The following is a 19,482-nucleotide window of genomic DNA, read 5'->3' as shown; positions in this document are numbered from 1 at the left end:
TGAAGAGCATGCGGTCGGCTTTTGTTCGGTGTTGGATTCGCCCCTCACCCCAGCCCTCTCCCGAGGGAGAGGGAGCCGATTTGTGAGCTTTTCAGAATCTGAGTTCAACGCGGTATCGCACGTCGGCGTAGCTCTCCCAAACACCACGATCAGTCCCCTCTCCCTCCGGGAGAGGGCTAGGGTGAGGGGCTTTTGATCTGTTTCAAAACCTGAGTTCAACGCGGTATCGCACGTCGGCGTAGCTCTGCCAAACACCCCGATCAGTCCCCTCTCCCTCTGGGAGAGGGCTAGGGTGAGGGTTGGCTTTTGGCTGTTTAAATTTGTGTCAAATAACCAGAACCTTCCCACAAGGTTTTCAGGTTGTCCGTCGGACGTGCGCTCTCTAGTCTCTGGTTGTCGCCGAAAACTCGGTGATCGGGTGTGAGAACCCGGGCTAAGTATTATTCCAATACCAGTACCGTCATAATCGGCGCCAGCTGATTGCTGCCTGCATTTTTATGGCGGCTATGTACGGGCGGACTTCGGTCCGGCCGGAGGTTGTACTGGTCCTTGCCCGGTTTCTCACCCCGTACGTAGCTGCCACCCAATTCGCCGCGTGAGAAACGGTAATTGTTGGCTCCAATCAGTGAGGACTGAGTAAATGACTAAGCCCGTACCCGATCCACCCATCGATCCCACAACCCCACTCGAAGACGCCATCCGCGCCGACGACCAGATCAAAACCCGCGAAGCCATCAAGCGCGCCCTCGATTTCTACCTCTGTCCCGAACCGGTCAAACCGCGTCAGCCCAGTACGATGTTCCTCATCCACCCGGACATCGACACCGAAAGCTTGCTGGCCCACGCCTGCGAATCACTGGCTTCAGCCAATGTCATGGCCGCTGATCTGGCTGATCAGCTCAGTCGCCCGCAGCGCAGTACGGCGCTGGCGATCCAGCAGATCGTCATGCTCGCCGAGCTGGCGGTAAACCGGGCGCTGGATCGGGTTGATCCACAAACGTAATCCGTCTGGACACCGCGTCATCGTTCTTCGCGAGCAGGCTCGCTTCTACAAGGGGATCGCACTCCAAATGTAGGTGTGAGCCTGTTCGCGATGGCGATTGGTCTGTGGCCGCTGTCTCTGGAAATATTCTCAAGGTTGATAAGTCCCAAAAAGGGACCTATCGTTCCCTTTTTGGGACTCTTTGGCCTTCACAGTGGAAACTATCTCTCTAAGCGAAGCGCTGTTTACCACCACTCAACAAAAAGTGTTGGGTCTGCTGTTCGGTAAGCCTGACCAGACTTTCTATGCCAATGAGATCGCGCGCTGGGCGTGTGTTGGCAAAGGCAGTCTCATGCGTGAACTCGACCGTCTGCAGCGAGCCGGTGTGTTGCGCATGACAAGGGTGGGCAATCAGAACCATTACCAGGCCAATCCCACCTGTCCCATCTATGCCGAACTACTGGGTATCGCCCGCAAGACGTTTGGTATCGCCGAGCCTCTGCGTCTGGCATTGCAGCCCTTTACCGAGCAGATCACTTGGGCGTTTGTCTATGGCTCCATCGCCAAGGACACAGCAAACACACTCAGTGACATTGATCTCATGCTGATCGGCGAAGGCCTGCACTACAGTGACGTCATGGAACGGCTCATGCCCATGGAGGAGCAATTGGGTCGTCCCATCAACCCGACGCTTTACACCCCGCAAGACTGGGCGGCGAAACTGGCTGCGCACAACAGCTTTGTCGTGCGGGTGGTGCAGCAGGAAAAAATCGATCTGTTAGGGGCAAACCCTTTGGAGTCCAAGGATGGGCAACAACGAGAGTCTGGAGAATCTTCTACGTAGCAGTGGGCTGAAAGCGGAGCCGCCGGATCGCAAGGAGTGCGAGGGCTTGATGCGCTCGGCCGTGGATCGGCTCAAGGATGCGCAAACTTCTACGTTGTCTTTTTCCAGCCGTTTCGACTTGGCTTATAACGCAGCGCACGCGTTGGCGCTGACGGCGCTTCGATTGAGTGGCTATCGATCGGATAAACGCTATCTGGTCTTTCAGTGTCTGGTGTATACGGCGCATATCAGCAAGGTTCAGGTGCGATTGTTCGCGTTGTGTCATGAGCGGCGCAATCTCGCGGAATACGAAGGGTATATGGATGAGGATGACGCGCTTCTGGCGCAGTTGTTGGAAAGCGCCTCGCAATTGTTGAGTAACGTCCAGCAACGAATGAACTGACATCCGGTACGGCTTGCGATCCTGACTAATCTCTTAAAGATCCGCCTCTATGAGCGGATACAGCTTGTATGGCTCAGGCTGCGCGCGGCCCAAATCTCTCTGGGCCGTCCACTTCGGGAGTGTCTTGAAATGAAGCTGAAAACCGCTCTGCCATCTGTACTCCTCTTGCTTCCACTCACTACGTTTGCAGCGCCGGCCAGTCAATCCGGCGAGATCCGCTTTACCGGGCAAATCGTTGATTCGGGCTGTCAGGTCGGACCGGTCGGGGCGTTGGCGTCTCGTGAGTCTCGCCAGATCGAAATCAAGCCCGGCGTGAAAGTCGATGTCGACACCGATCGCAACGCTTGCAGTCATCAGTCGCTGCCGATTTCCATGCGCTACGAAGCGCTGAAGACCTCGACCGACAAAGGCATCGTTACCATCACTTACCTGTAAACCGTTCGGCGTGCGCTGCAAAATCTTCAGGTGCCGAGTCAAGGCGCACAGGTATACTGCGCGCCTTCGCGGCTCACTGATCGGGCCCGACTTTTTGCTTTCCGGAGCTTTTATGACTTCCCCGACCCTGCCGCCGGTTGACGACGCCGTGAGCGATGTCCCGGCTGAACTGGCCGAAACCAGCGATACCAAAGCCGAAATCCCGGCATTCAAATTTCCGTTCAAGCCGGGCGAGCTGGCCTCTGCCAAAGGCTCGAACCAGCCGTGGTACAAGAACGGCGCCAAGAACGGCCACACCAAGACCCCGGGCATGGCGCCGCCGGGCACCCGTCGTTCGATGGGCAAGCGCTGAGTTTTAATCCCGCCTGCGCTCAACGCGGCGATTGATACTGCCTGTGCCGGACCTTTCGCTGGCTTGCCAGCGATGAGGCCCGGGCGGACGCTAAAGAATCTGGATCAAGCCGCCCGCAGTGAAATAAACGCATACGTCTGCGCCGGCTCCGTCACCACCTGTGCCCCGGCCGCCAACACTTGCCCGGCCACATCATCCCCGGACACATGAAACACCCACTCACTCGGTGCCGTCGTCAGCGGTTGCGCAGTGACCTGATCAATCACTGCTGCAAACGCGCTCATATTCGGCAAATACGCAGTAAACCCGTCACCCTTCAGCGCCGTGGTGCGAATCCCGAGCATCGCGCAAATCGCGTCCTTGATGCCGATGTCATCCCGATCGGCCTGGCGCGAGCGTTGAATCAATTCCACCAGTTCCTGATCCACCAACTCACCGCCGGCAATCAACACCGGCCCCTGTTCCCAGGACTCCGGCGGGCAGTCCTTGGCCGCAGGATTGAGCGGGATATGCGGGTTGATTTCCGCCGGATAAATGCGACATACCAGCGGCCGCCGCTCGTAGATCCGGCACAGCTTGTCTTCGTCAAGATTCCGGCAGGGGCCGACGTTGTACGCGGCAAAGGTGATCGCCACATGGGCGTCTGTCGCGCCGCTGCGAACGACCACCGAACGTCGTTCGGCATGTTCCCGCTGCTGCGCCGGCAAACCCAGGCCATTACCAAGAAAGGCCTCGACCAGCACGATCACCTGACCGCCATCCGCCGCCCACATGCGGGCTTCGGCCAGGGTCAGCGGGACATGGTGATCGGTGCAGCATTTGCCGCAGCCTACGCAGGAAAACGTCGTATTCATTGAGCGATCTGTCTTCAATCAGGGTGTGAAACGGTGGCGGAAAACCACCGCACAGACGCGGATCGAAGCAAGTTATGCGCCACTCACTGGGATTTGGCGCTCGGACGGATCGAGTCCCACTCGGTGACGAAGGCGGTTTTCGACTGTTTGTTGTACAGACACAGTTCGCTGCCTTGCTGGCCTTTCATGTGTTTTTGCGGGTATTGGCCTTGCAGCAGAACGGCGGTGTAGCCGACGCGGTCATCGAATTGTGCGGGGGTGCCGACGGGTTTGGCGTTTTTCAGGCCACTGGCTTTGGTGCAACTGGCGAGTACGGTTTTGTCGTAAGCGGCCCAGGCGTCGGGGCTGGAGGCGTGGGCCTGGGAGGTGAGGGCGGTGAGGCAGAGCAGGCTTAAGGTGATGGCTTTCATGGGGGGCATCCTTGGTCGTGGGTGGCCAAGGTTGGAGTCTGCCTGAGTGTTAGAAGTTGCCTGTGCCGGCCCTTTCGCGAGCAGGCTCGCTCCCACAGTTTGAAATGCATTCCAGGGTGGGAGCGAGCCTGCTCGCGAAGACGGTCGATCAGTCCGGCACCAGCTCTCGGCGGACCACATACATCCCGACACTTTCATACAAGCGCTGCGCCCGCCGGTTGTCTTCCAGCACCTTCAGATCAACAAACCCTTCGCGCCGCTGCTGAAACACCTTGAATGCATTGAACAGCAACGCCCGACCCAGTCCGCGACCCTGCATGCGCGGATGCACCACCAGATTCTTGATATAGGCGCTGGTCCAGCATTGCGCCACGCCGACGACAGCTTCGCCATCGCGGGCAATGAAACACAGCGTCGGATCATATTCGGGATCGGTTTCGAACTGCTGCTGCCAGGCGTCCAGCGCTGGCACCCGGCCGCCCTCGCGATAACCGAGTTGCATCAAATGATGCACGTCCGCCGCCAGTTCGACGGCGTACGTGCACAATTCAATGCCTTGCGGCCAAAGCGCATCCGGCGCGTCCTTGGCAAGATCGCGCCGCATCAAAAAACAATATGTCTCGGCCAAGACTCAGTGCCCGTGGGCGGCGACGTGTTTGGCCGCTTCGATCAGGCAGTGGGTCAGTTCCGGCGAGGAGAACTTGGTCAGCACGCCGTTCGCCCCGGCCAGCCGCGCTTTTTCGCTGTTCATCGCGCTGTCGAGCGAGGTGTGCAGCAGCACGTACAGATGGGCGAAGTCCGGCGTTTCACGCAGGGTGCGGGTGAAGGCGTACCCGTCCATCTCGGACATCTCGATGTCGGAGACGATCAGGTTGATCTGCTGCGCCGTGCCTTGCAGGTCGAGCAGGCAGTCGATGGCTTCCTTGGCGCTGCGTGCGGTGTGGCATTGCAGGCCGAGGTTGCGCAGGGTGTGCACCGATTGCTGCAGCGCCACCTGACTGTCGTCGACCACCAGAATCCGCGCGTTGCCGAGCACATCAGCGTCTTCCATGCTCAGGTCGGTCGGGGCCATTTCGATCTGTGCCGGAGCGATGCTGTGGATAACCTTTTCGATGTCCAGCACCTGCACCAGTGTGCCGTCCACTGAGGTCACGCCGGTGATGTAAGCGCGCGAGCCGCCGGAGCCGAACGGCGGCGGTTTGATGTCGGTGGTCAGGCAGTGAACGATTTTGCTCACCGCCTGGACGTGCAGGCCCTGCTTCGAGCGGCTGACGTCGGTGACGATCAGGCAGCCGCCGTTCGGGTCTTCCAGCGGGCGCTCGCCGATGGCGCGGCTGAGGTCGATGACCGACAGCGAGGCGCCGCGCAACGTGGCGATGCCTTTCACGTGCGGGTGCGATTCCGGCAGCTTGGTCAGCGGCGGGCAAGGGATGATTTCACTGACTTTCAGCAGGTTGATCGCCATCAACTTGCCGCTGCGCAAGGTAAACAGCAGAAGCGAAAGTGAGTCTGCGCGGGCTTTGGTGGAGGACATATGAACCTTCTGTGGAAAGGTGGTGGGCGAGGGTGGGAATCGCCAGAAACTATTGATGCCGGGTTATCGGCGTTAAAGGGGTGGGCTTTAGGTTAGTTGTCGGGTGGCGTGCAGATCAAAAGCCAAAGCCAAAGCCAAAGCCAAAGCCAAAGCCAAAGCCCCTCACCCCAGCCCTCTCCCCGAGGGAGAGGGGGCCGACGGAGGTGTCAAACGTTGTACATCGACCTGAATGACCGAGTCGATTATGGATTCGGTAAAGATCTTTCACGTCGGCGGAATTCTTGAATATCTCCCAATCAGTCCCCTCTCCCTCTGGGAGAGGGCTAGGGTGAGGGTGTGCTTTTAGCTCTTCATGCCTAGTCGTTTGGCCATGCGCCCAAGATTCGCCCGATCCAGCCCCAACTCCCGCGCCGCACTCGCCCAGTTATCCTGATTACGCTCCAGCGCCGCACTGATCAAACGCCGCTGATACTGCTCGGTCGCACTGCGCAAATCCCCACTGATCAATGGCATCTCAGCCACGACACCGGCAACAGCCTCAACCGAGTTATCCACAACCTCGCGCGGTAAATCCAGATCCGCCGCGCTCAAACTGAGAATCTTCGGCCGCACCTTGCAATTGCCTAACGCCTTCAACGCACTGCGGCCGATCAAGTGCTCAAGCTCGCGCACGTTGCCCGGCCAAGTGTAGGCGAGCAGTGCTTCCTGGGCGTCGCTGTTCAGGCGCAGGCTGTTGAGGCCCATGCGCGAGCGGTTCTGTTCGAGGAAGAAGCCGCTGAGCAGCAACACATCGCGGCCGCGATCACGCAGCGCCGGCACGCGCAGCGGGTAGACGCTGAGACGATGATAGAAGTCGGCACGATAGCGACCGCTGCGCACCTCTTCGGCCAGGTCGCGGTTGGTCGCGGCAATCAGGCGCACATCGACTTGATGCTCCTTGTCCGAGCCCAAACGTTGTAACTGACCGCTCTGCAAAACACGCAGCAATTTCGCCTGCACGGTCAGCGACAACTCGCCGACCTCATCGAGAAACAGCGTGCCGCCATTGGCCAGTTCGAACTTGCCGCGACGGTCGCTGGTGGCGCCGGTGAAGGCGCCGCGCACGTGGCCGAACAGTTCGCTTTCGACCAGCGTATCCGGCAGTGCGGCGCAGTTGAGGCTGATGATCGGTTTGTCGGCGCGCGGTGACGCGGCGTGGATCGCTTGGGCGACCAGTTCTTTGCCGACCCCGGTTTCGCCGGTGATCAACACGGTCAGATCGCTGCCGCCGACCAGATTGATTTCTTCTACTAACTTCTTCAGCGCCTTGCTCTGGCCGATCATTTCGCGGTTCTGCTGGCCGCTGGCCTGACGATAGACCTCGGCGCGCTGATGTTCATCTTCTGCGCGATTGGCCAGGCGTTGAATGCGTTCGGCGGCGTTGACCGTGGCCGAGGCGAGGCTGGCGAAGGCTTGCAAGGCGTCGAGCTCGATCGGCTCGAAACGCTCGGGGTCGAGGGCGTCGAGGGTGATCAGGCCCCAGAGTTTTTCATCGACGAATAAAGGACAGCCGAGGCAATCATGGACTTCGAGGTGATCGTCGAGGCCGTCGACCAAACCGTCATAAGGATCGGGCAAGTTGCTGTCGGCGGCGAACCGCGTGGGTCCGGCGCCGCTGAGGAGTATTTCGAAGCGCGGGTGCTCGCTGACCTTGAAGCGCCGGCCGAGGGTGTCGGTGCTTAAACCGTCCACCGCCAGCGGCACCAGCGCTTCGCCGTCGAGGCGCAATAACGCCGCCGCATCGCAGGGCAGCAGGGCGCGCATGGCTTCGAGCAAACGTCGATAACGCTCGCCCTCGGGCAATTCGCGGGACAGGTCGGAGACGAGAGGTAGCAGGGCGGTGAGCAGGGATTTGGCGGTCATGGTCTTGTAGTCAAAGAGACAAGATGTAGTCGGGATGACTATAAAGTTCTTTGAGTCGTTATGACTACTGTATTCTCAACTAATTGATTTATATAAATAAATAAGTTGGCACGGAACCTGATAATCCTAAGGTAACTTTTCAAGAAAGCTCAGGAGTCATTCTTATGCTTAGCGTCCAGGATCGTGCCATCGTCAAATCCACCGTGCCTCTGCTGGAAAGCGGCGGTGAAGCGCTGATCACTCACTTCTACCGCATGATGCTCTCTGAATACCCGGAAGTTCGCCCGCTGTTCAACCAGGCGCACCAGGCCAGCGGTGACCAGCCACGGGCCTTGGCTAACGGCGTATTGATGTATGCGCGGCACATCGATCAGCTCGACCAGTTGGGCGATCTGGTGGCGAAGATCATCAACAAGCACGTGGCCCTGCAGATCCTCCCGGAACATTACCCGATTGTCGGTGCCTGCCTGTTGCGCGCCATCTCCGAAGTGCTCGGCGAAGAGATCGCCACACCAGAAGTGATGAGCGCCTGGGGCGCGGCGTACGGCCAATTGGCTGACATTCTGATCGGCGCCGAAACCGCGATCTACGACCAGAAAGAACAAGCCGTCGGCGGCTGGCGCGGTGCGCGGGAGTTCATCGTCGCGGCCAAGGTCGAGGAGAGCGCGGAAATCATTTCGTTCTACTTCGAACCCGCAGATAAAGGCCCGATCCTCGCGGCCGAGCCGGGCCAGTACATCGGCATGAAGCTGATCCTCGACGGTGAAGAGATTCGCCGCAACTACTCGTTGTCGGCATTGGCGAACAACGGTCAGTACCGCATCAGCGTCAAACGCGAACCGGGTGGCCGGGCGTCCAACCACTTGCACGATCAACTGCAGGTCGGCGCGAGCATTCAACTGTTCCCGCCATCGGGTGAGTTCACCTTGGCCGCGAGCGACAAACCGTTGGTCTTGATCAGCGGTGGGGTGGGGATCACGCCGACTCTGGCGATGCTTGAAGCGGCGCTGGAAAGCGAGCGTCCGGTGCACTTTATTCACTGCGCGCGTAATGGCAGCGTGCATGCGTTCCGTGACTGGATTGATGATCTGGCTGAGCGTCATCCGCAACTCAAGCGGTTTTACTGCTACGCCGAAGATGACGGTGTCAGTCCGGCGGCGGACAAGGTCGGGATGCTCGATCAGGCACTGCTTGGCGAATGGTTGCCGCAGCAGCGTGATGTCGATGCTTACTTCCTTGGGCCGAAGGGTTTCATGGGCGCGATCAAACGGCATTTGAAAGCGTTGGGTGTGCCGGAAAAGCAGAGCCGTTATGAGTTCTTCGGGCCGGCTTCGGCTTTGGAATAATCCTTAAGACTGAGTCGCCTTCATCGCGAGCAGGCTCACTCCTACAGGGGCTGTGGCGTACATGAGAATGGTGTACGACGCAGATCCCTTGTAGGAGTGAGCCTGCTCGCGATGGCCGTTACACGATCCAGACTCTTGAAAAGTGTTTAAAGGTTAATCGTTTCTTAACCGCTTTATCGTTTATTCCCCCGGTGTAAACTTGCGACAACTTTCAGCCGCGAGCCGGTTGAACCATGGACATATAAGGGAAACGCGATGAGCGAGGAAACGATTCGACTGGGACGTGAGCGGCGCTTTCTGGTGCTGCTGGGCATCATCTGCCTGGCACTGATCGGCGGTGCGCTGTACATGCAGATCGTGCTCGGCGAAGCACCATGCCCACTGTGCATTTTGCAGCGCTATGCGTTGCTGCTGATCGCGCTGTTCGCGTTTATCGGCGCGGCCATGCGGACCAAGCGCAGCATCACCGTGTTCGAAGTGCTGGTGGTGATTTGTGCGATTGCCGGGGCCGGTGTGGCCGGGCATCACGTGTACACCCAGTTCTATCCGGCGGTGAGCTGCGGCATCGATGTGCTGCAGCCGATTGTCGATGATCTGCCATTGGCGAAAATCTTCCCGCTGGGCTTTCAGGTCGACGGTTTCTGCTCCACGCCTTACCCGCCGATCCTCGGTCTGTCGCTGGCACAGTGGGCGCTGGTGGCGTTCGTGCTGGTGGTGATCCTGGTGCCGCTGCTGACCTCGCGTAACCGAAAAGCACTGCGCTGAGTCAACTATTCGGCAGTCTGGCCGATACAGAAAACGCCTCGATTTGCGGATCAGCCAATCGGGGCGTTTTGCATTTCAGAGTGTTTGTGAAAACACCGTGACGGACGGCAAGGCAGGGTGCGGCAGGTGTGCGACATGTTGTCACACGCGCCGTGTCGCAGGGCTCCTCAGCGACGCGGAATCGGCCGTTGTTACAAAAAAGGATTGGTCTGATTCGGGGTTTTTCGGCTTTAGCACGCGAGTGCCAGAGCAGGCAGTTTTAACAAGCGCTGGCAGATGGCCAAAAGCCTTGGGTTATCGGGCTTTGCGCTGTTCCAGCGTTCGGAAAAAGCCTTCAGAGCTGTCTGAACTGACGCGGGTACACCTACATTTTTTGGTGTTTTAGTTGAGAATTGATTTCGATAAGATGCGGAACTTTTGCAAAAATGGCGATGGATTGTTGCTCGAACGGATAAAAATTATTTCGGGATAAGACATGGTGTATAGGGCGCTACCTATCTACAATCGCCCGCACTGAATTCCCGGCACTGTTCAGCCTTTATTAAGGAGGCGAGCAGGAAGTCGGGTGTCGAGTGAGTCGAAAGGCTTTCAAGACACCCAGGTGTCGGTGCCTTCCAACTTTCCGCACCAAATGGAATTGGTCTGTAACAAGGCCTTTGACCACGAATTCGAATAAGAACTGACCGCTGTCCCAGGTTTTGTCGAGCGTCTGACGCGCGACGGGCGGCCCTTATTCAATCCAAAGAAAATGCCAACCCTTGGCAGGGTGAAGTGTTGGCGATCAAAACCCAACTGCATTGCGCAAGCTGCTTTAGAGGTCGTGAGATGAGTAAAAACAGGTACCCCAGATTACTAGGCCTAGTGCCGCTGCTCGGCACGTTGTTGCTGGGAGGCTGCAACATGACCTTGCTCAATCCAACGGGCCAGGTTGGCCTGGAACAGCGAAACCTGATCATCACCGCGACCCTGCTGATGCTGTTGGTCGTCGTGCCGGTTATCGTCATGACCTTCCTGTTCGCCTGGAAGTACCGCGCGTCGAACAAGAACGCCGTCTACACCCCGAAATGGTCGCACTCGACCAAAATCGAAGTGGCAGTCTGGACCATCCCGGTCCTGATCATCATTGCCCTGGGTTACATCACCTACATTTCGACCCACGAACTGGACCCGTATCGTCCGATCCAGTCCGACGTCAAGCCTGTGACCATCGAAGTGGTCGCGCTGGACTGGAAGTGGCTGTTCATCTACCCGGAACAAGGCATTGCCACGGTCAACAAGATCGTGTTCCCGGCGCACACGCCAATCAACTTCAAGATCACCTCTGACGCTGTGATGAACTCGTTCTTCATCCCGGGTCTGGGCGGCCAGATCTACGCGATGGCGGGCATGCAGACCAAGCTGCACCTGATCGCTGACCGTAACGCTGAAATGGACGGTATTTCCGCCAACTACAGCGGCGCGGGTTTCACCGGTATGAAATTCAAGGCTATCTCCACCACTCAGGAAGATTTCGACGCCTGGGTAAGTGAAGTCAAGAAGTCACCTAAACAGCTTGATCAAGCTGAATACGCGGCCCTTGCCAAACCGAGCCAGAACAACCCAGTCGAGCTCTACTCCTCGGTCACGCCGAACCAGTTCCAGATCATCGTCGACAAGTACGAAGGTATGAAGCCGGGCAAGCCGCTGAAGCACGAGAAGAAAGAGAAAGAAGTGGCGGCCACGGAAATTGACTCGAGTTCGCATTCAGCTGCCGGGGCAGAGGAGTAAACGATGTTTGGTAAATTAAGTTGGGAAGCAGTCCCATTCCACGAGCCGATCGTGATGGTGACCATCGCCATGATCGCCCTCGGTGGTCTGGCGCTGTTCGCTGCAATCACCTACTTCAAGAAGTGGACCTACTTGTGGACCGAGTGGTTGACCTCGGTTGACCACAAGAAAATCGGCGTGATGTACATCATCGTCGCCATGGTCATGCTGCTGCGCGGTTTTGCCGACGCCATCATGATGCGTACCCAGTTGGCCATGGCCACCGAGGGTTCGCCTGGCTACCTGCCACCTGAACACTATGACCAGATCTTCACCGCTCACGGTGTGATCATGATCATCTTCATGGCGATGCCATTCTTCACCGGCCTGATGAACCTTGCAGTGCCGCTGCAGATCGGCGCGCGTGACGTTGCGTTCCCGTTCCTGAACTCCCTGAGCTTCTGGCTGCTGGTATCCGGCGTAGTACTGATCAACCTGTCCCTGGGCGTCGGCGAATTCGCCAAGACCGGTTGGGTTGCCTATCCACCATTGTCGGGTCTGCAATACAGCCCTGGCGTGGGTATGGACTACTACATCTGGGCGCTACAGCTATCCGGGTTAGGTACGACGCTGACGGGGGTTAACTTCCTCGCGACCGTACTGAAAATGCGTACCCCAGGCATGAAACTGATGGACATGCCGATCTTCACCTGGACCTGCACCTGGGCAAACGTTCTGATCGTGGCTTCGTTCCCGATCCTGACCGCTACCCTGGCACTGCTGACCCTTGACCGTTACATGGATTTCCACATTTTCACCAATGAACTTGGTGGCAATCCAATGATGTACGTCAACCTGTTCTGGGCGTGGGGCCACCCTGAGGTTTACATCCTGATCCTGCCGGCATTCGGCATCTTCTCGGAAGTGATCTCGGCCTTCACCGGCAAGAAACTGTTCGGCCACCACTCGATGATCTACGCTTCGGGCGCGATCTCGGTACTGGGCTTCATGGTTTGGCTGCACCACTTCTTCACCATGGGTTCGGGTGCCAGCGTCAACGCCTTCTTCGGTCTGGCGACGATGCTGATTTCCATCCCGACGGGTGTGAAGCTATTCAACTGGCTGTTCACCATCTACCAGGGCCGTCTGCGTTTCACCAGCCAGGTTCTGTGGACTCTGGGCTTCATGGTGACCTTCGCCATCGGCGGCATGACCGGCGTACTGCTGGCCATCCCGGGTGCTGACTTCGTTCTGCACAACAGCCTGTTCGTGATTGCGCACTTCCACAACGTGATCATCGGCGGCGCGGTATTCGGTTACATCGCTGGTTTCGCGTTCTACTTCCCGAAAGCGTTCGGCTTCAAGCTGCACGAAGGCTGGGGTAAAGCAGCGTTCTGGTTCTGGATCTCGGGCTTCTTCGTCGCGTTCATGCCGCTCTATGCACTGGGCTTCATGGGCATGACCCGTCGTCTGAACGCCACCACCAACCCTGAGTGGGTACCGTACCTGTACGTTGCCATGTTCGGTGCGGTGATGATCGCTGTGGGTATTGCCTGCCAGCTGATCCAGCTCTATGTGAGCGTGCGTGACCGTAACAAGCCAGAGAACGTTTGCGATCACGGTGACCCGTGGAATGCACACACTCTGGAATGGTCGACCTCGTCGCCACCGCCGTTCTACAACTTTGCCGTGCTGCCAAAGGCTGACTGCATCGACCCGTTCACCGAAGCCAAGGAAAACGGTACTGCGTACCAGCGTCCGGCCAAGTACGAGCCGATCCACATGCCGAACAACACCGCCACTGGCGTGGTGATGGGCGCACTGTTGACCGTCTTCGGTTTCGCGATGATCTGGCACATCTGGTGGTTGGCGATCGCCAGCCTGGCCGGCACCGTCATCTACTTCGTGATCCACGCTGCACGTGACGACCAGGGCTATATGGTTCCGGTTGAAACGATCGAGCGTATCGAAGCCGAGCAGCACAAGCGTCTGGTCGCGGCAGGGAAAATCCCGGCCGGTGCCACCCGTGTTGAAACCTCGTTGGAACAGGCTTAAACCATGTCGAATTTAGTGACCAATGTTGGACACGCCCATGGTGACCATGGGCACGATGACCATCACCACGACTCGGGCGAGATGACCGTATACGGTTTCTGGCTCTACCTGATGACCGACTGCATTCTGTTTGCGTCGATCTTCGCGGTGTACGCAGTACTGGTAAACAACGTCGCCGGTGGCCCGTCGGGCCACGACATCTTCGAACTGCCATACGTGCTGGGCGAAACCGCTCTGCTGTTGTTCAGTTCGATCACCTACGGCTTCGCCATGCTGGCGTTGTACAAAGGTAAAAAGCAGCAGGTTCTGGGCTGGTTGTTCATGACCTTCCTGCTGGGCGCAGGCTTTATCGCCATGGAGATCAACGAGTTCCACCTGCTGATCTCCGAGGGCTTCGGTCCTAGCCGTTCGGGCTTCCTGTCCGCGTTCTTCACCCTGGTCGGTACCCACGGTCTGCACGTGTCGGCGGGTCTGATCTGGATGGGCATCATGATGTACCAGGTCAACAAGCACGGCCTGACGGCGACCAACAAGACCCGTCTGAGCTGCCTGAGCCTGTTCTGGCACTTCCTGGACGTGGTGTGGATCTGCGTATTCACCGTTGTTTACCTGATGGGGACTCTGTAATGGCTAATGCACACTCCCATGACAGCCATGATGCTGGCCACGGCAGCGCAAAGTCGTACGCCATTGGCTTCATCCTGTCGGTGATCCTGACCGTGATTCCTTTCGGTCTGGTGATGTACCCGAGCCTGCCGAAGGCCACCACGCTGGCAATTGTTCTGCTGTTCGCAGTGATCCAGGTGATCGTTCACCTGTATTACTTCCTGCACCTGGACCGTTCCATTGCTCAGCGTAACAACGTGATTGCATTCGTCTTCACGGCGATCGTGATCGTGCTGCTGGTTGGCCTGTCGTTGTGGATCATGTTCAGCATCCACACGTACATGATGGCGAAGTGAGGTAGACCCGATGTCGCTCAAGCACTTTATCCAAATCACCAAACCGGGGATCATTTTCGGTAACGTGCTTTCTGTGGCAGGCGGGTTCTTCCTGGCCTCGAAAGGGCATGTGGATCTGGCGGTGTTTCTGGCTGCCATGATCGGTACATCCCTGGTTGTTGCCTCCGGTTGCGTGTTCAACAACTGCATCGACCGCGACATCGACCTGAAGATGGAACGCACCAAGAACCGGGTGCTGGTGCAGGGCTTGATCTCCCTGAAACTGGCCCTGGTCTACGCGACCATCCTTGGTGTTCTCGGCGTTGCGTTGTTGTACAAGGTGGCCAATCCGTTGGCCGCTTTGTTCGCGGTCATCGGCTTCGTTATCTACGTCGGCTTCTACAGCCTGTACCTCAAGCGCAAGTCGGTTCACGGCACGCTGGTGGGCAGTCTGTCGGGCGCCATGCCGCCAGTGATCGGTTACGTTGCCGTAACCAACAGCTTCGACATGGCCGCGCTGACGTTGCTGGTGATGTTCAGCCTGTGGCAGATGCCGCATTCCTACGCCATCGCGATCTTCCGCTTCAACGATTACCTGGCCGCATCGATTCCGGTGCTGCCAGTGAAGCGCGGGATTCAAGTGGCCAAGAAGCACATCCTGCTCTACATCCTGGCCTTCCTCGTGGCGACCTTGATGCTGACCTTCAGCGGTTACGCCGGCATGAGCTACCTCGCCGTCGCCGCGGCCATGGGCATGTACTGGTTGTACATGGCCTGGACCGGCTACAAAGCGGTGGATGACACGGTCTGGGCACGCAAGCTGTTCGTGTTCTCGATCTTCACCATCACTGCGTTGAGCGTCATGATGTCCCTGGACTTCAAGGTGCCCGCAGAGCTGCTGCTGACGTACGCGCCGTAAGGCTCAAAGGCTTGAAGAAAAACCCCGCACATTGAGAGATGTGCGGGGTTTTTTGTTTATCTGGAGCCGGATTTGTTGATAGTCTGTCTGTAGGCGATTTGCCTATAGTTTGCACATGCGAACCGTATTCTTTGAAACAACGATATTTACCACAAGCGTTGGTCAGTACCTGACAGACGATGAGTACCGAGAACTGCAGGCTTATATGCAGGGCAATCCGTTGGCAGGCGATGTGATGCCCCGAACGGGTGGATTCAGAAAACTACGTTGGGCTGATGCTCGACGTGGCAAGGGCCGACGAGGCGGCTTGCGGGTCATCTATTATTGGCTTATGAATGATGGTCAGTTCTGGATGTTTGCAATTTACGACAAGGATGAGCTTGAGAATCTGACTGCCGAGCAAGAAAAGGCGCTCAAAAAAGCCATAGATAAAGAGTTGAAAACACGAGGTACCCCATGAAAAAACGCGACCTGTTTGCAGAGTTGATGCAGGGCGTTGATGAGATGGCGGCTCAACGCGAAGGAAAAATTACCCTGCGCAATACAGTGCTTGAGGACAAACCAGTCCCGGAAGTCGGAGCCCAAGAAATCGTGGCTTTGAGAGAAAAGTTACATATGTCTCAAGCCGTCTTTGCCAAGCGAATCAGGGCGAGTCCCAGCACTCTGAGAAACTGGGAGCAGGAAAAGTCAAAGCCAAATGCTCAAGCTGCTTTGTTGATCCGTTTGGTTGAAAAATTCCCTGACATGGTTGACCGCCTGAGCGCCGTTTAACGACAAAGTCATTTAAATTTAAAGCCCCATTACTTCGAAAGAGGTGTGGGGCTTTTGTTTTCCGTGACTGCGGGTTGCGGCGCAGTAACAAACCCCCTAGATTTGGATCCAACCATGACAGTGATAGCTCCTTGCCATTTGCGGTTGCCCATCTGTCTTAACCTGCGGTTCTGCATGTACTGATCATAAGGCTGGGCGAAATGACTGAGAGGATGACCTGCGACGAGCGTTTTATTGCCCTGGCCCAAGAGCTGAACTACGACATTTATGGTGAGAACACCGCCGGCGGCAATTACGCGCCGCTGATCCGTCATCATGATGAGCTGTACATCAGCGGCATGGTGCCACGCACTAACGGCAAGATTCAGTATCCGGGTCGCGTCGGACTGGAGCTGACCCTCAAGGATGCGCAAGCCGCCGCGAGCATCAGTGCGATACGTTGCCTGGCGCTGATCGTCGATGCGGTGGGTTCGCTGGACAAGATCAAGGCATTGCTGCGGGTGACGGTGTATGTGAAGTCGACGCCGGACTTCGTTGACCTGAGCGAAGTGGCCAACGGTGCCTCGGACGTGTTCAGTCATGTGCTCGGCGATGCCGGCCGGCACACGCGCACCACAGTTGGCGTGTATCAGTTGCCGAAGAACGCGGCGATTGAAGTCGACATGATCGTGGCGTTGCATCCTTCGGCTTGAGGTTGGTTTAGCGGCTTGCCCTCACCCTAGCCCTCTCCCAGAGGGAGAGGGGACCGACCGAGGTGTCTTGCGCTATACATCGACCTGAGAGACCGAGGCGATTGTGGATTCGGCGCAGTACTTTCATTTCGGTGCATCTCTTGAATATCTCCCGATCGGCTCCCTCTCCCTCGGGAGAGGGCTGGGGTGAGGGGCGAGGATTTTCGCCTTCTTACAATCCCAAGCCGGACAACAAAAAGCCCCGCACTGAATCTCAGCGCGGGGCTTTTTCGTACAGCGGCCGCGCTATTACTGCGCGGCGATGCTGTACCCATCAAACGCAGTCTGCTGTTGCAGCGCGGTGATGATGTTCTTGCGGTTTACCGCCTGTTCGGTACCCGCGTTGTCGACGAAGACTTCGCTTTCCAGTTCCGCTTCCTCGCCTTCACCGACGAAGGTGAAACCGAGGAACTCCAGCGCTGCACGGTCAACGTTCAGGCGCGAGCGTGGCGTGCGCAGTGGCAAGGTCACGCTGATGCCGTCCTTGCTGATGGTGAAGATTTCGACTTCTTTCTTCTTCGCAGCCTTGCTCTTGCCGCCGCTCGGGTTGCTGATTGCCTGATGGGTCTGGTTCAGCACTTTCAGCGCGAGGCCGTAAACGATTTCCTGGAACGCCGGATCGTCCTTGAAGCTGGACAGGATGCGGCCGATCGAGAACTTGCTGCTGAGGTCGTCAAGGGCGGCGAGGTCGGCGGCTTCGGCGTCTTTCAGTGCCTTGAGTTCACCCATCAGCTCGTAGGCCTTGTCATCATCGAAGCTGTCGTGAGCCTGACGGATCGCCGCGCGCAGCTCGCGGATCTGGTCGCTTTCGCGGGTCGACTGGAACGCATCCAGGACCATCTCGCTGATGATTTTGGCTTGTGGCAGGTGTTGTGAAAGATTGATGGAGTTTTCGTATTCCGCTTTGGACGATTCGGTGACTACGGATTCAGCGGTGTTGAAATCGGACATTGAAATTTCACTACTTTTTAACTTGAGTGGAGATGAGAAAGCCGCGGGCTTTTTCAGGCCGACTAATTTAGGGGAGCGCGGCGGCGTTGTCACGGAGCAACGGTCTGCCGGTCGAGTTTTTTCCCACAGTGCGTTATTTCAGGCGCGGCCGTTCCATGGCAATCACCGAGGTCTGAAAACCCAGGCTGGCAAAAAAAGCCTCTGCGCCCTCGCGTCCGGCGCGCAGCACCCAGGTGATTTCGGGGTTGTCGCCCATGATGTGCTCGACCAGCGCGCGGCCAATCCCCTCACGTCGATGCTGGTCATCGACCACCACCATCGACAGGTAACCGTTGGACAAACCATCGGTGATCCCGCGAGCGAAGCCGATGATCTGCTCACCCTGGACGGCGACGGCGGTGCGCTGAGAGTTGTCGATCAACTGGGCGAAGTGTTCAGCTGAGCCGGTGCGATGGGCCCAGCCATGCTGCCCGAGAAACTGCCTCACCGATTGCGTTTCGGCGGGCAATAAATCGCGTACGTTGAATGTGTTGTTCATCTGCTGTTCGGGTCCTTGTCAGCGATTCTTCATGGGTGGCCGGTGCAGGCGACGTCAGGATTTCCCCCACCGCTGCATGACAAACTCGACGAAACGACGCAGTTTCGGCAAGCGATAGCGATCCGGCGCATACAGCAGATGCATCGGTCGGCTGGGGGGCTGGAAATCGGCGATCACTTTCACCAGTCGGCCTTCACGCAGGTCCTGTTCCACCAGCGCATCCGGCAGCATCACGATGCCCATGCCGGTGCGGGCAGCCTGATGCAACCCGGCGGAGCTGTTGATCAGCATAGGCCCGCTGACGTCGACCATGATTTCCCCGTCGGGGCCGCTGAGGCGCCAGCGCTTTTCCACCGATTGCCAGTCGTCACCGGCGGGATAGGCAAACGACAGGCAATCGTGATGCTGCAAGTCTTCCGGCGTTTTCGGCATGCCGCGCCGCGCGACGTATTGCGGCGAGGCGCACGCGGTCAGGGTGTAGTCGATCAAGGGCCGGGCGATCAGGTTGGACTGATCGAAATTGCCCAGCCGAAACGCCACATCCAGGCCGCTTTCCAGTAGATCGGGACGGCTGTTGGTCAGCACCACATCGAGTTTGACCTGCGGGTACAGCAGGGAAAACTCACTGAGCGCCGGGGCCAGCCGTTCGACGCCGAACGTCAGCGGCGCGGTGAGGCGCAGCATGCCCCTGGGTTGATCGAGGGTCTGCTCGGCGAGGCGTTCGGAATCGGCGACCAATCCCAACACTTCCAGACAACGCTGGTAGTAAACGCTGCCGAATTCGGTGAGCCGTTGACGTCGAGTGGTGCGTTGCAGCAGTTGCACGCCCAGCCGTTTTTCCAGCGCGCGCAGGTGATTGCCAACCATGGTCGTCGACATATCACACTGCAGCGCGGCCGCCGTCATGCTCCCGGTTTCGACGACTTTGACGTACACGCTCATCGACTGGAACAGGTCCATTATCAAGCTCGGCTTTTAAATGAATGAAGTTTTGCCGAGTTTATCCAGTTTCGGTGGCTAACCA

At 57.7% G+C, this 19,482-nt stretch carries 23 protein-coding genes; 15 read left to right on the top strand and 8 right to left on the bottom strand.

Features of this window, described 5'->3' with window-relative positions; translation table 11 throughout:
* Positions 1-640: 640 nt before the first annotated feature.
* From CCX46_RS25060 to CCX46_RS25040, 5 genes are all read left to right on the top strand, one after another.
* Entirely contained in the window at positions 641-1,003 is a 363-nt protein-coding gene (locus tag CCX46_RS25060; protein ID WP_127929699.1) for a DUF6124 family protein, read from the top strand.
* 193 nt (positions 1,004-1,196) lie between these two features.
* Positions 1,197-1,826 carry a nucleotidyltransferase domain-containing protein gene (locus tag CCX46_RS25055; protein WP_127929698.1) on the top strand — a complete coding sequence of 210 codons (630 nt, stop codon included), beginning with the start codon at positions 1,197-1,199 and terminating at the stop codon, positions 1,824-1,826.
* A complete protein-coding gene (locus CCX46_RS25050) occupies positions 1,789-2,208 on the top strand; it encodes a hypothetical protein (protein WP_127929697.1) in 420 nt (139 codons plus the stop codon). Before CCX46_RS25055 ends, CCX46_RS25050 begins: the two co-directional genes overlap by 38 nt.
* A 129-nt stretch (positions 2,209-2,337) precedes the next feature.
* Positions 2,338-2,643 (top strand): type 1 fimbrial protein, encoded by a 306-nt coding sequence (locus CCX46_RS25045; RefSeq protein ID WP_127929696.1) that lies wholly within the window; start codon positions 2,338-2,340, stop codon positions 2,641-2,643.
* A gap of 112 nt (positions 2,644-2,755) precedes the next feature.
* A complete protein-coding gene (locus CCX46_RS25040) occupies positions 2,756-2,995 on the top strand; it encodes a hypothetical protein (RefSeq protein WP_034156076.1) in 240 nt (79 codons plus the stop codon).
* A 104-nt stretch (positions 2,996-3,099) separates the two neighbouring features.
* Here the strand turns inward: CCX46_RS25040 and CCX46_RS25035 are convergent, their stop codons facing one another.
* The 5 genes from CCX46_RS25035 to norR form a co-directional block, all read right to left on the bottom strand.
* Positions 3,100-3,849: a YkgJ family cysteine cluster protein gene (locus CCX46_RS25035; protein ID WP_127929695.1), complete on the bottom strand. Its 750-nt coding sequence runs from the start codon at positions 3,847-3,849 to the stop codon at positions 3,100-3,102.
* Between the two features lie 83 nt (positions 3,850-3,932).
* On the bottom strand, positions 3,933-4,259 hold the full coding sequence (locus tag CCX46_RS25030; RefSeq protein ID WP_127929694.1) for a hypothetical protein: 327 nt from the start codon (positions 4,257-4,259) through the stop codon (positions 3,933-3,935).
* A gap of 148 nt (positions 4,260-4,407) precedes the next feature.
* Entirely contained in the window at positions 4,408-4,863 is a 456-nt protein-coding gene (locus CCX46_RS25025) for a GNAT family N-acetyltransferase (RefSeq protein ID WP_127929693.1), read from the bottom strand.
* 27 nt (positions 4,864-4,890) lie between these two features.
* Positions 4,891-5,793 (bottom strand): chemotaxis protein CheV, encoded by a 903-nt coding sequence (locus tag CCX46_RS25020; RefSeq protein WP_007916955.1) that lies wholly within the window; start codon positions 5,791-5,793, stop codon positions 4,891-4,893.
* Positions 5,794-6,135: 342 nt separating this feature from the next.
* Positions 6,136-7,695, bottom strand: a complete 1,560-nt coding sequence (gene norR / locus CCX46_RS25015) for a nitric oxide reductase transcriptional regulator NorR (RefSeq protein WP_127929692.1) — start codon at positions 7,693-7,695, stop codon at positions 6,136-6,138.
* Positions 7,696-7,859: 164 nt separating this feature from the next.
* Here norR and hmpA point away from each other — a divergent pair, with 164 nt between their 5' ends.
* The 10 genes from hmpA (at position 7,860) to CCX46_RS24960 (ending at position 16,930) form a co-directional block, all read left to right on the top strand.
* Entirely contained in the window at positions 7,860-9,041 is a 1,182-nt protein-coding gene (gene hmpA / locus CCX46_RS25010; RefSeq protein ID WP_127929691.1) for an NO-inducible flavohemoprotein, read from the top strand.
* A gap of 255 nt (positions 9,042-9,296) precedes the next feature.
* On the top strand, positions 9,297-9,806 hold the full coding sequence (locus CCX46_RS25005) for a disulfide bond formation protein B (RefSeq protein WP_127929690.1): 510 nt from the start codon (positions 9,297-9,299) through the stop codon (positions 9,804-9,806).
* An 825-nt stretch (positions 9,807-10,631) separates the two neighbouring features.
* Positions 10,632-11,573 carry a ubiquinol oxidase subunit II gene (gene cyoA / locus CCX46_RS24995; RefSeq protein WP_007916947.1) on the top strand — a complete coding sequence of 314 codons (942 nt, stop codon included), beginning with the start codon at positions 10,632-10,634 and terminating at the stop codon, positions 11,571-11,573.
* A gap of 3 nt (positions 11,574-11,576) precedes the next feature.
* On the top strand, positions 11,577-13,607 hold the full coding sequence (gene cyoB, locus CCX46_RS24990; RefSeq protein ID WP_007916945.1) for a cytochrome o ubiquinol oxidase subunit I: 2,031 nt from the start codon (positions 11,577-11,579) through the stop codon (positions 13,605-13,607).
* 3 nt (positions 13,608-13,610) lie between these two features.
* Positions 13,611-14,234, top strand: a complete 624-nt coding sequence (cyoC, locus tag CCX46_RS24985; protein ID WP_003227982.1) for a cytochrome o ubiquinol oxidase subunit III — start codon at positions 13,611-13,613, stop codon at positions 14,232-14,234.
* Positions 14,234-14,569: a cytochrome o ubiquinol oxidase subunit IV gene (cyoD, locus tag CCX46_RS24980; protein WP_127929689.1), complete on the top strand. Its 336-nt coding sequence runs from the start codon at positions 14,234-14,236 to the stop codon at positions 14,567-14,569. Before cyoC ends, cyoD begins: the two co-directional genes overlap by 1 nt.
* 10 nt (positions 14,570-14,579) lie before the next feature.
* Entirely contained in the window at positions 14,580-15,467 is an 888-nt protein-coding gene (gene cyoE / locus CCX46_RS24975; RefSeq protein WP_053123579.1) for a heme o synthase, read from the top strand.
* A 115-nt stretch (positions 15,468-15,582) separates the two neighbouring features.
* Positions 15,583-15,927, top strand: a complete 345-nt coding sequence (locus CCX46_RS24970; RefSeq protein WP_127929688.1) for a toxin — start codon at positions 15,583-15,585, stop codon at positions 15,925-15,927.
* Positions 15,924-16,238 (top strand): helix-turn-helix domain-containing protein, encoded by a 315-nt coding sequence (locus CCX46_RS24965; RefSeq protein WP_127929687.1) that lies wholly within the window; start codon positions 15,924-15,926, stop codon positions 16,236-16,238. Before CCX46_RS24970 ends, CCX46_RS24965 begins: the two co-directional genes overlap by 4 nt.
* 200 nt (positions 16,239-16,438) lie before the next feature.
* Positions 16,439-16,930 (top strand): RidA family protein, encoded by a 492-nt coding sequence (locus CCX46_RS24960; protein WP_127929686.1) that lies wholly within the window; start codon positions 16,439-16,441, stop codon positions 16,928-16,930.
* A gap of 288 nt (positions 16,931-17,218) precedes the next feature.
* Here the strand turns inward: CCX46_RS24960 and CCX46_RS24955 are convergent, their stop codons facing one another.
* The 3 genes from CCX46_RS24955 to CCX46_RS24945 form a co-directional block, all read right to left on the bottom strand.
* Positions 17,219-17,920, bottom strand: coding sequence for a hypothetical protein (locus CCX46_RS24955; protein ID WP_095048382.1), 702 nt, complete (start codon positions 17,918-17,920; stop codon positions 17,219-17,221).
* A gap of 133 nt (positions 17,921-18,053) precedes the next feature.
* Positions 18,054-18,458, bottom strand: a complete 405-nt coding sequence (locus CCX46_RS24950; RefSeq protein WP_127929685.1) for a GNAT family N-acetyltransferase — start codon at positions 18,456-18,458, stop codon at positions 18,054-18,056.
* A gap of 54 nt (positions 18,459-18,512) precedes the next feature.
* Positions 18,513-19,418 (bottom strand): LysR family transcriptional regulator, encoded by a 906-nt coding sequence (locus tag CCX46_RS24945; RefSeq protein ID WP_127929684.1) that lies wholly within the window; start codon positions 19,416-19,418, stop codon positions 18,513-18,515.
* Positions 19,419-19,482 lie beyond the last annotated feature (64 nt).

This window comes from Pseudomonas sp. RU47 (assembly GCF_004011755.1).
In the GTDB taxonomy this organism is placed as follows: domain Bacteria; phylum Pseudomonadota; class Gammaproteobacteria; order Pseudomonadales; family Pseudomonadaceae; genus Aquipseudomonas.
The sequence above is the reverse complement of the archived record's forward strand: the minus strand, read 5'-3'. Positions and strand labels throughout refer to the sequence as shown.

Bases quoted from the DNA above. Each gene is read 5' to 3' on its own strand.
- CCX46_RS25020 (WP_007916955.1), bottom strand. From the start codon at position 5,793: ATGTCCTCCACCAAAGCCCGCGCAGACTCACTTTCGCTTCTGCTGTTT.
- CCX46_RS24950 (WP_127929685.1), bottom strand. From the start codon at position 18,458: ATGAACAACACATTCAACGTACGCGATTTATTGCCCGCCGAAACGCAA.
- CCX46_RS25025 (WP_127929693.1), bottom strand. From the start codon at position 4,863: ATGCGGCGCGATCTTGCCAAGGACGCGCCGGATGCGCTTTGGCCGCAA.
- CCX46_RS24970 (WP_127929688.1), top strand. From the start codon at position 15,583: ATGCGAACCGTATTCTTTGAAACAACGATATTTACCACAAGCGTTGGT.
- CCX46_RS25005 (WP_127929690.1), top strand. From the start codon at position 9,297: ATGAGCGAGGAAACGATTCGACTGGGACGTGAGCGGCGCTTTCTGGTG.
- CCX46_RS25035 (WP_127929695.1), bottom strand. From the start codon at position 3,849: ATGAATACGACGTTTTCCTGCGTAGGCTGCGGCAAATGCTGCACCGAT.
- CCX46_RS24960 (WP_127929686.1), top strand. From the start codon at position 16,439: ATGACTGAGAGGATGACCTGCGACGAGCGTTTTATTGCCCTGGCCCAA.
- norR (WP_127929692.1), bottom strand. From the start codon at position 7,695: ATGACCGCCAAATCCCTGCTCACCGCCCTGCTACCTCTCGTCTCCGAC.
- cyoB (WP_007916945.1), top strand. From the start codon at position 11,577: ATGTTTGGTAAATTAAGTTGGGAAGCAGTCCCATTCCACGAGCCGATC.
- cyoA (WP_007916947.1), top strand. From the start codon at position 10,632: ATGAGTAAAAACAGGTACCCCAGATTACTAGGCCTAGTGCCGCTGCTC.
- CCX46_RS25045 (WP_127929696.1), top strand. From the start codon at position 2,338: ATGAAGCTGAAAACCGCTCTGCCATCTGTACTCCTCTTGCTTCCACTC.
- hmpA (WP_127929691.1), top strand. From the start codon at position 7,860: ATGCTTAGCGTCCAGGATCGTGCCATCGTCAAATCCACCGTGCCTCTG.
- CCX46_RS25060 (WP_127929699.1), top strand. From the start codon at position 641: ATGACTAAGCCCGTACCCGATCCACCCATCGATCCCACAACCCCACTC.
- CCX46_RS25050 (WP_127929697.1), top strand. From the start codon at position 1,789: ATGGGCAACAACGAGAGTCTGGAGAATCTTCTACGTAGCAGTGGGCTG.
- CCX46_RS24955 (WP_095048382.1), bottom strand. From the start codon at position 17,920: ATGTCCGATTTCAACACCGCTGAATCCGTAGTCACCGAATCGTCCAAA.
- CCX46_RS24965 (WP_127929687.1), top strand. From the start codon at position 15,924: ATGAAAAAACGCGACCTGTTTGCAGAGTTGATGCAGGGCGTTGATGAG.
- cyoC (WP_003227982.1), top strand. From the start codon at position 13,611: ATGTCGAATTTAGTGACCAATGTTGGACACGCCCATGGTGACCATGGG.
- CCX46_RS25030 (WP_127929694.1), bottom strand. From the start codon at position 4,259: ATGAAAGCCATCACCTTAAGCCTGCTCTGCCTCACCGCCCTCACCTCC.
- CCX46_RS25040 (WP_034156076.1), top strand. From the start codon at position 2,756: ATGACTTCCCCGACCCTGCCGCCGGTTGACGACGCCGTGAGCGATGTC.
- cyoD (WP_127929689.1), top strand. From the start codon at position 14,234: ATGGCTAATGCACACTCCCATGACAGCCATGATGCTGGCCACGGCAGC.
- cyoE (WP_053123579.1), top strand. From the start codon at position 14,580: ATGTCGCTCAAGCACTTTATCCAAATCACCAAACCGGGGATCATTTTC.
- CCX46_RS24945 (WP_127929684.1), bottom strand. From the start codon at position 19,418: ATGGACCTGTTCCAGTCGATGAGCGTGTACGTCAAAGTCGTCGAAACC.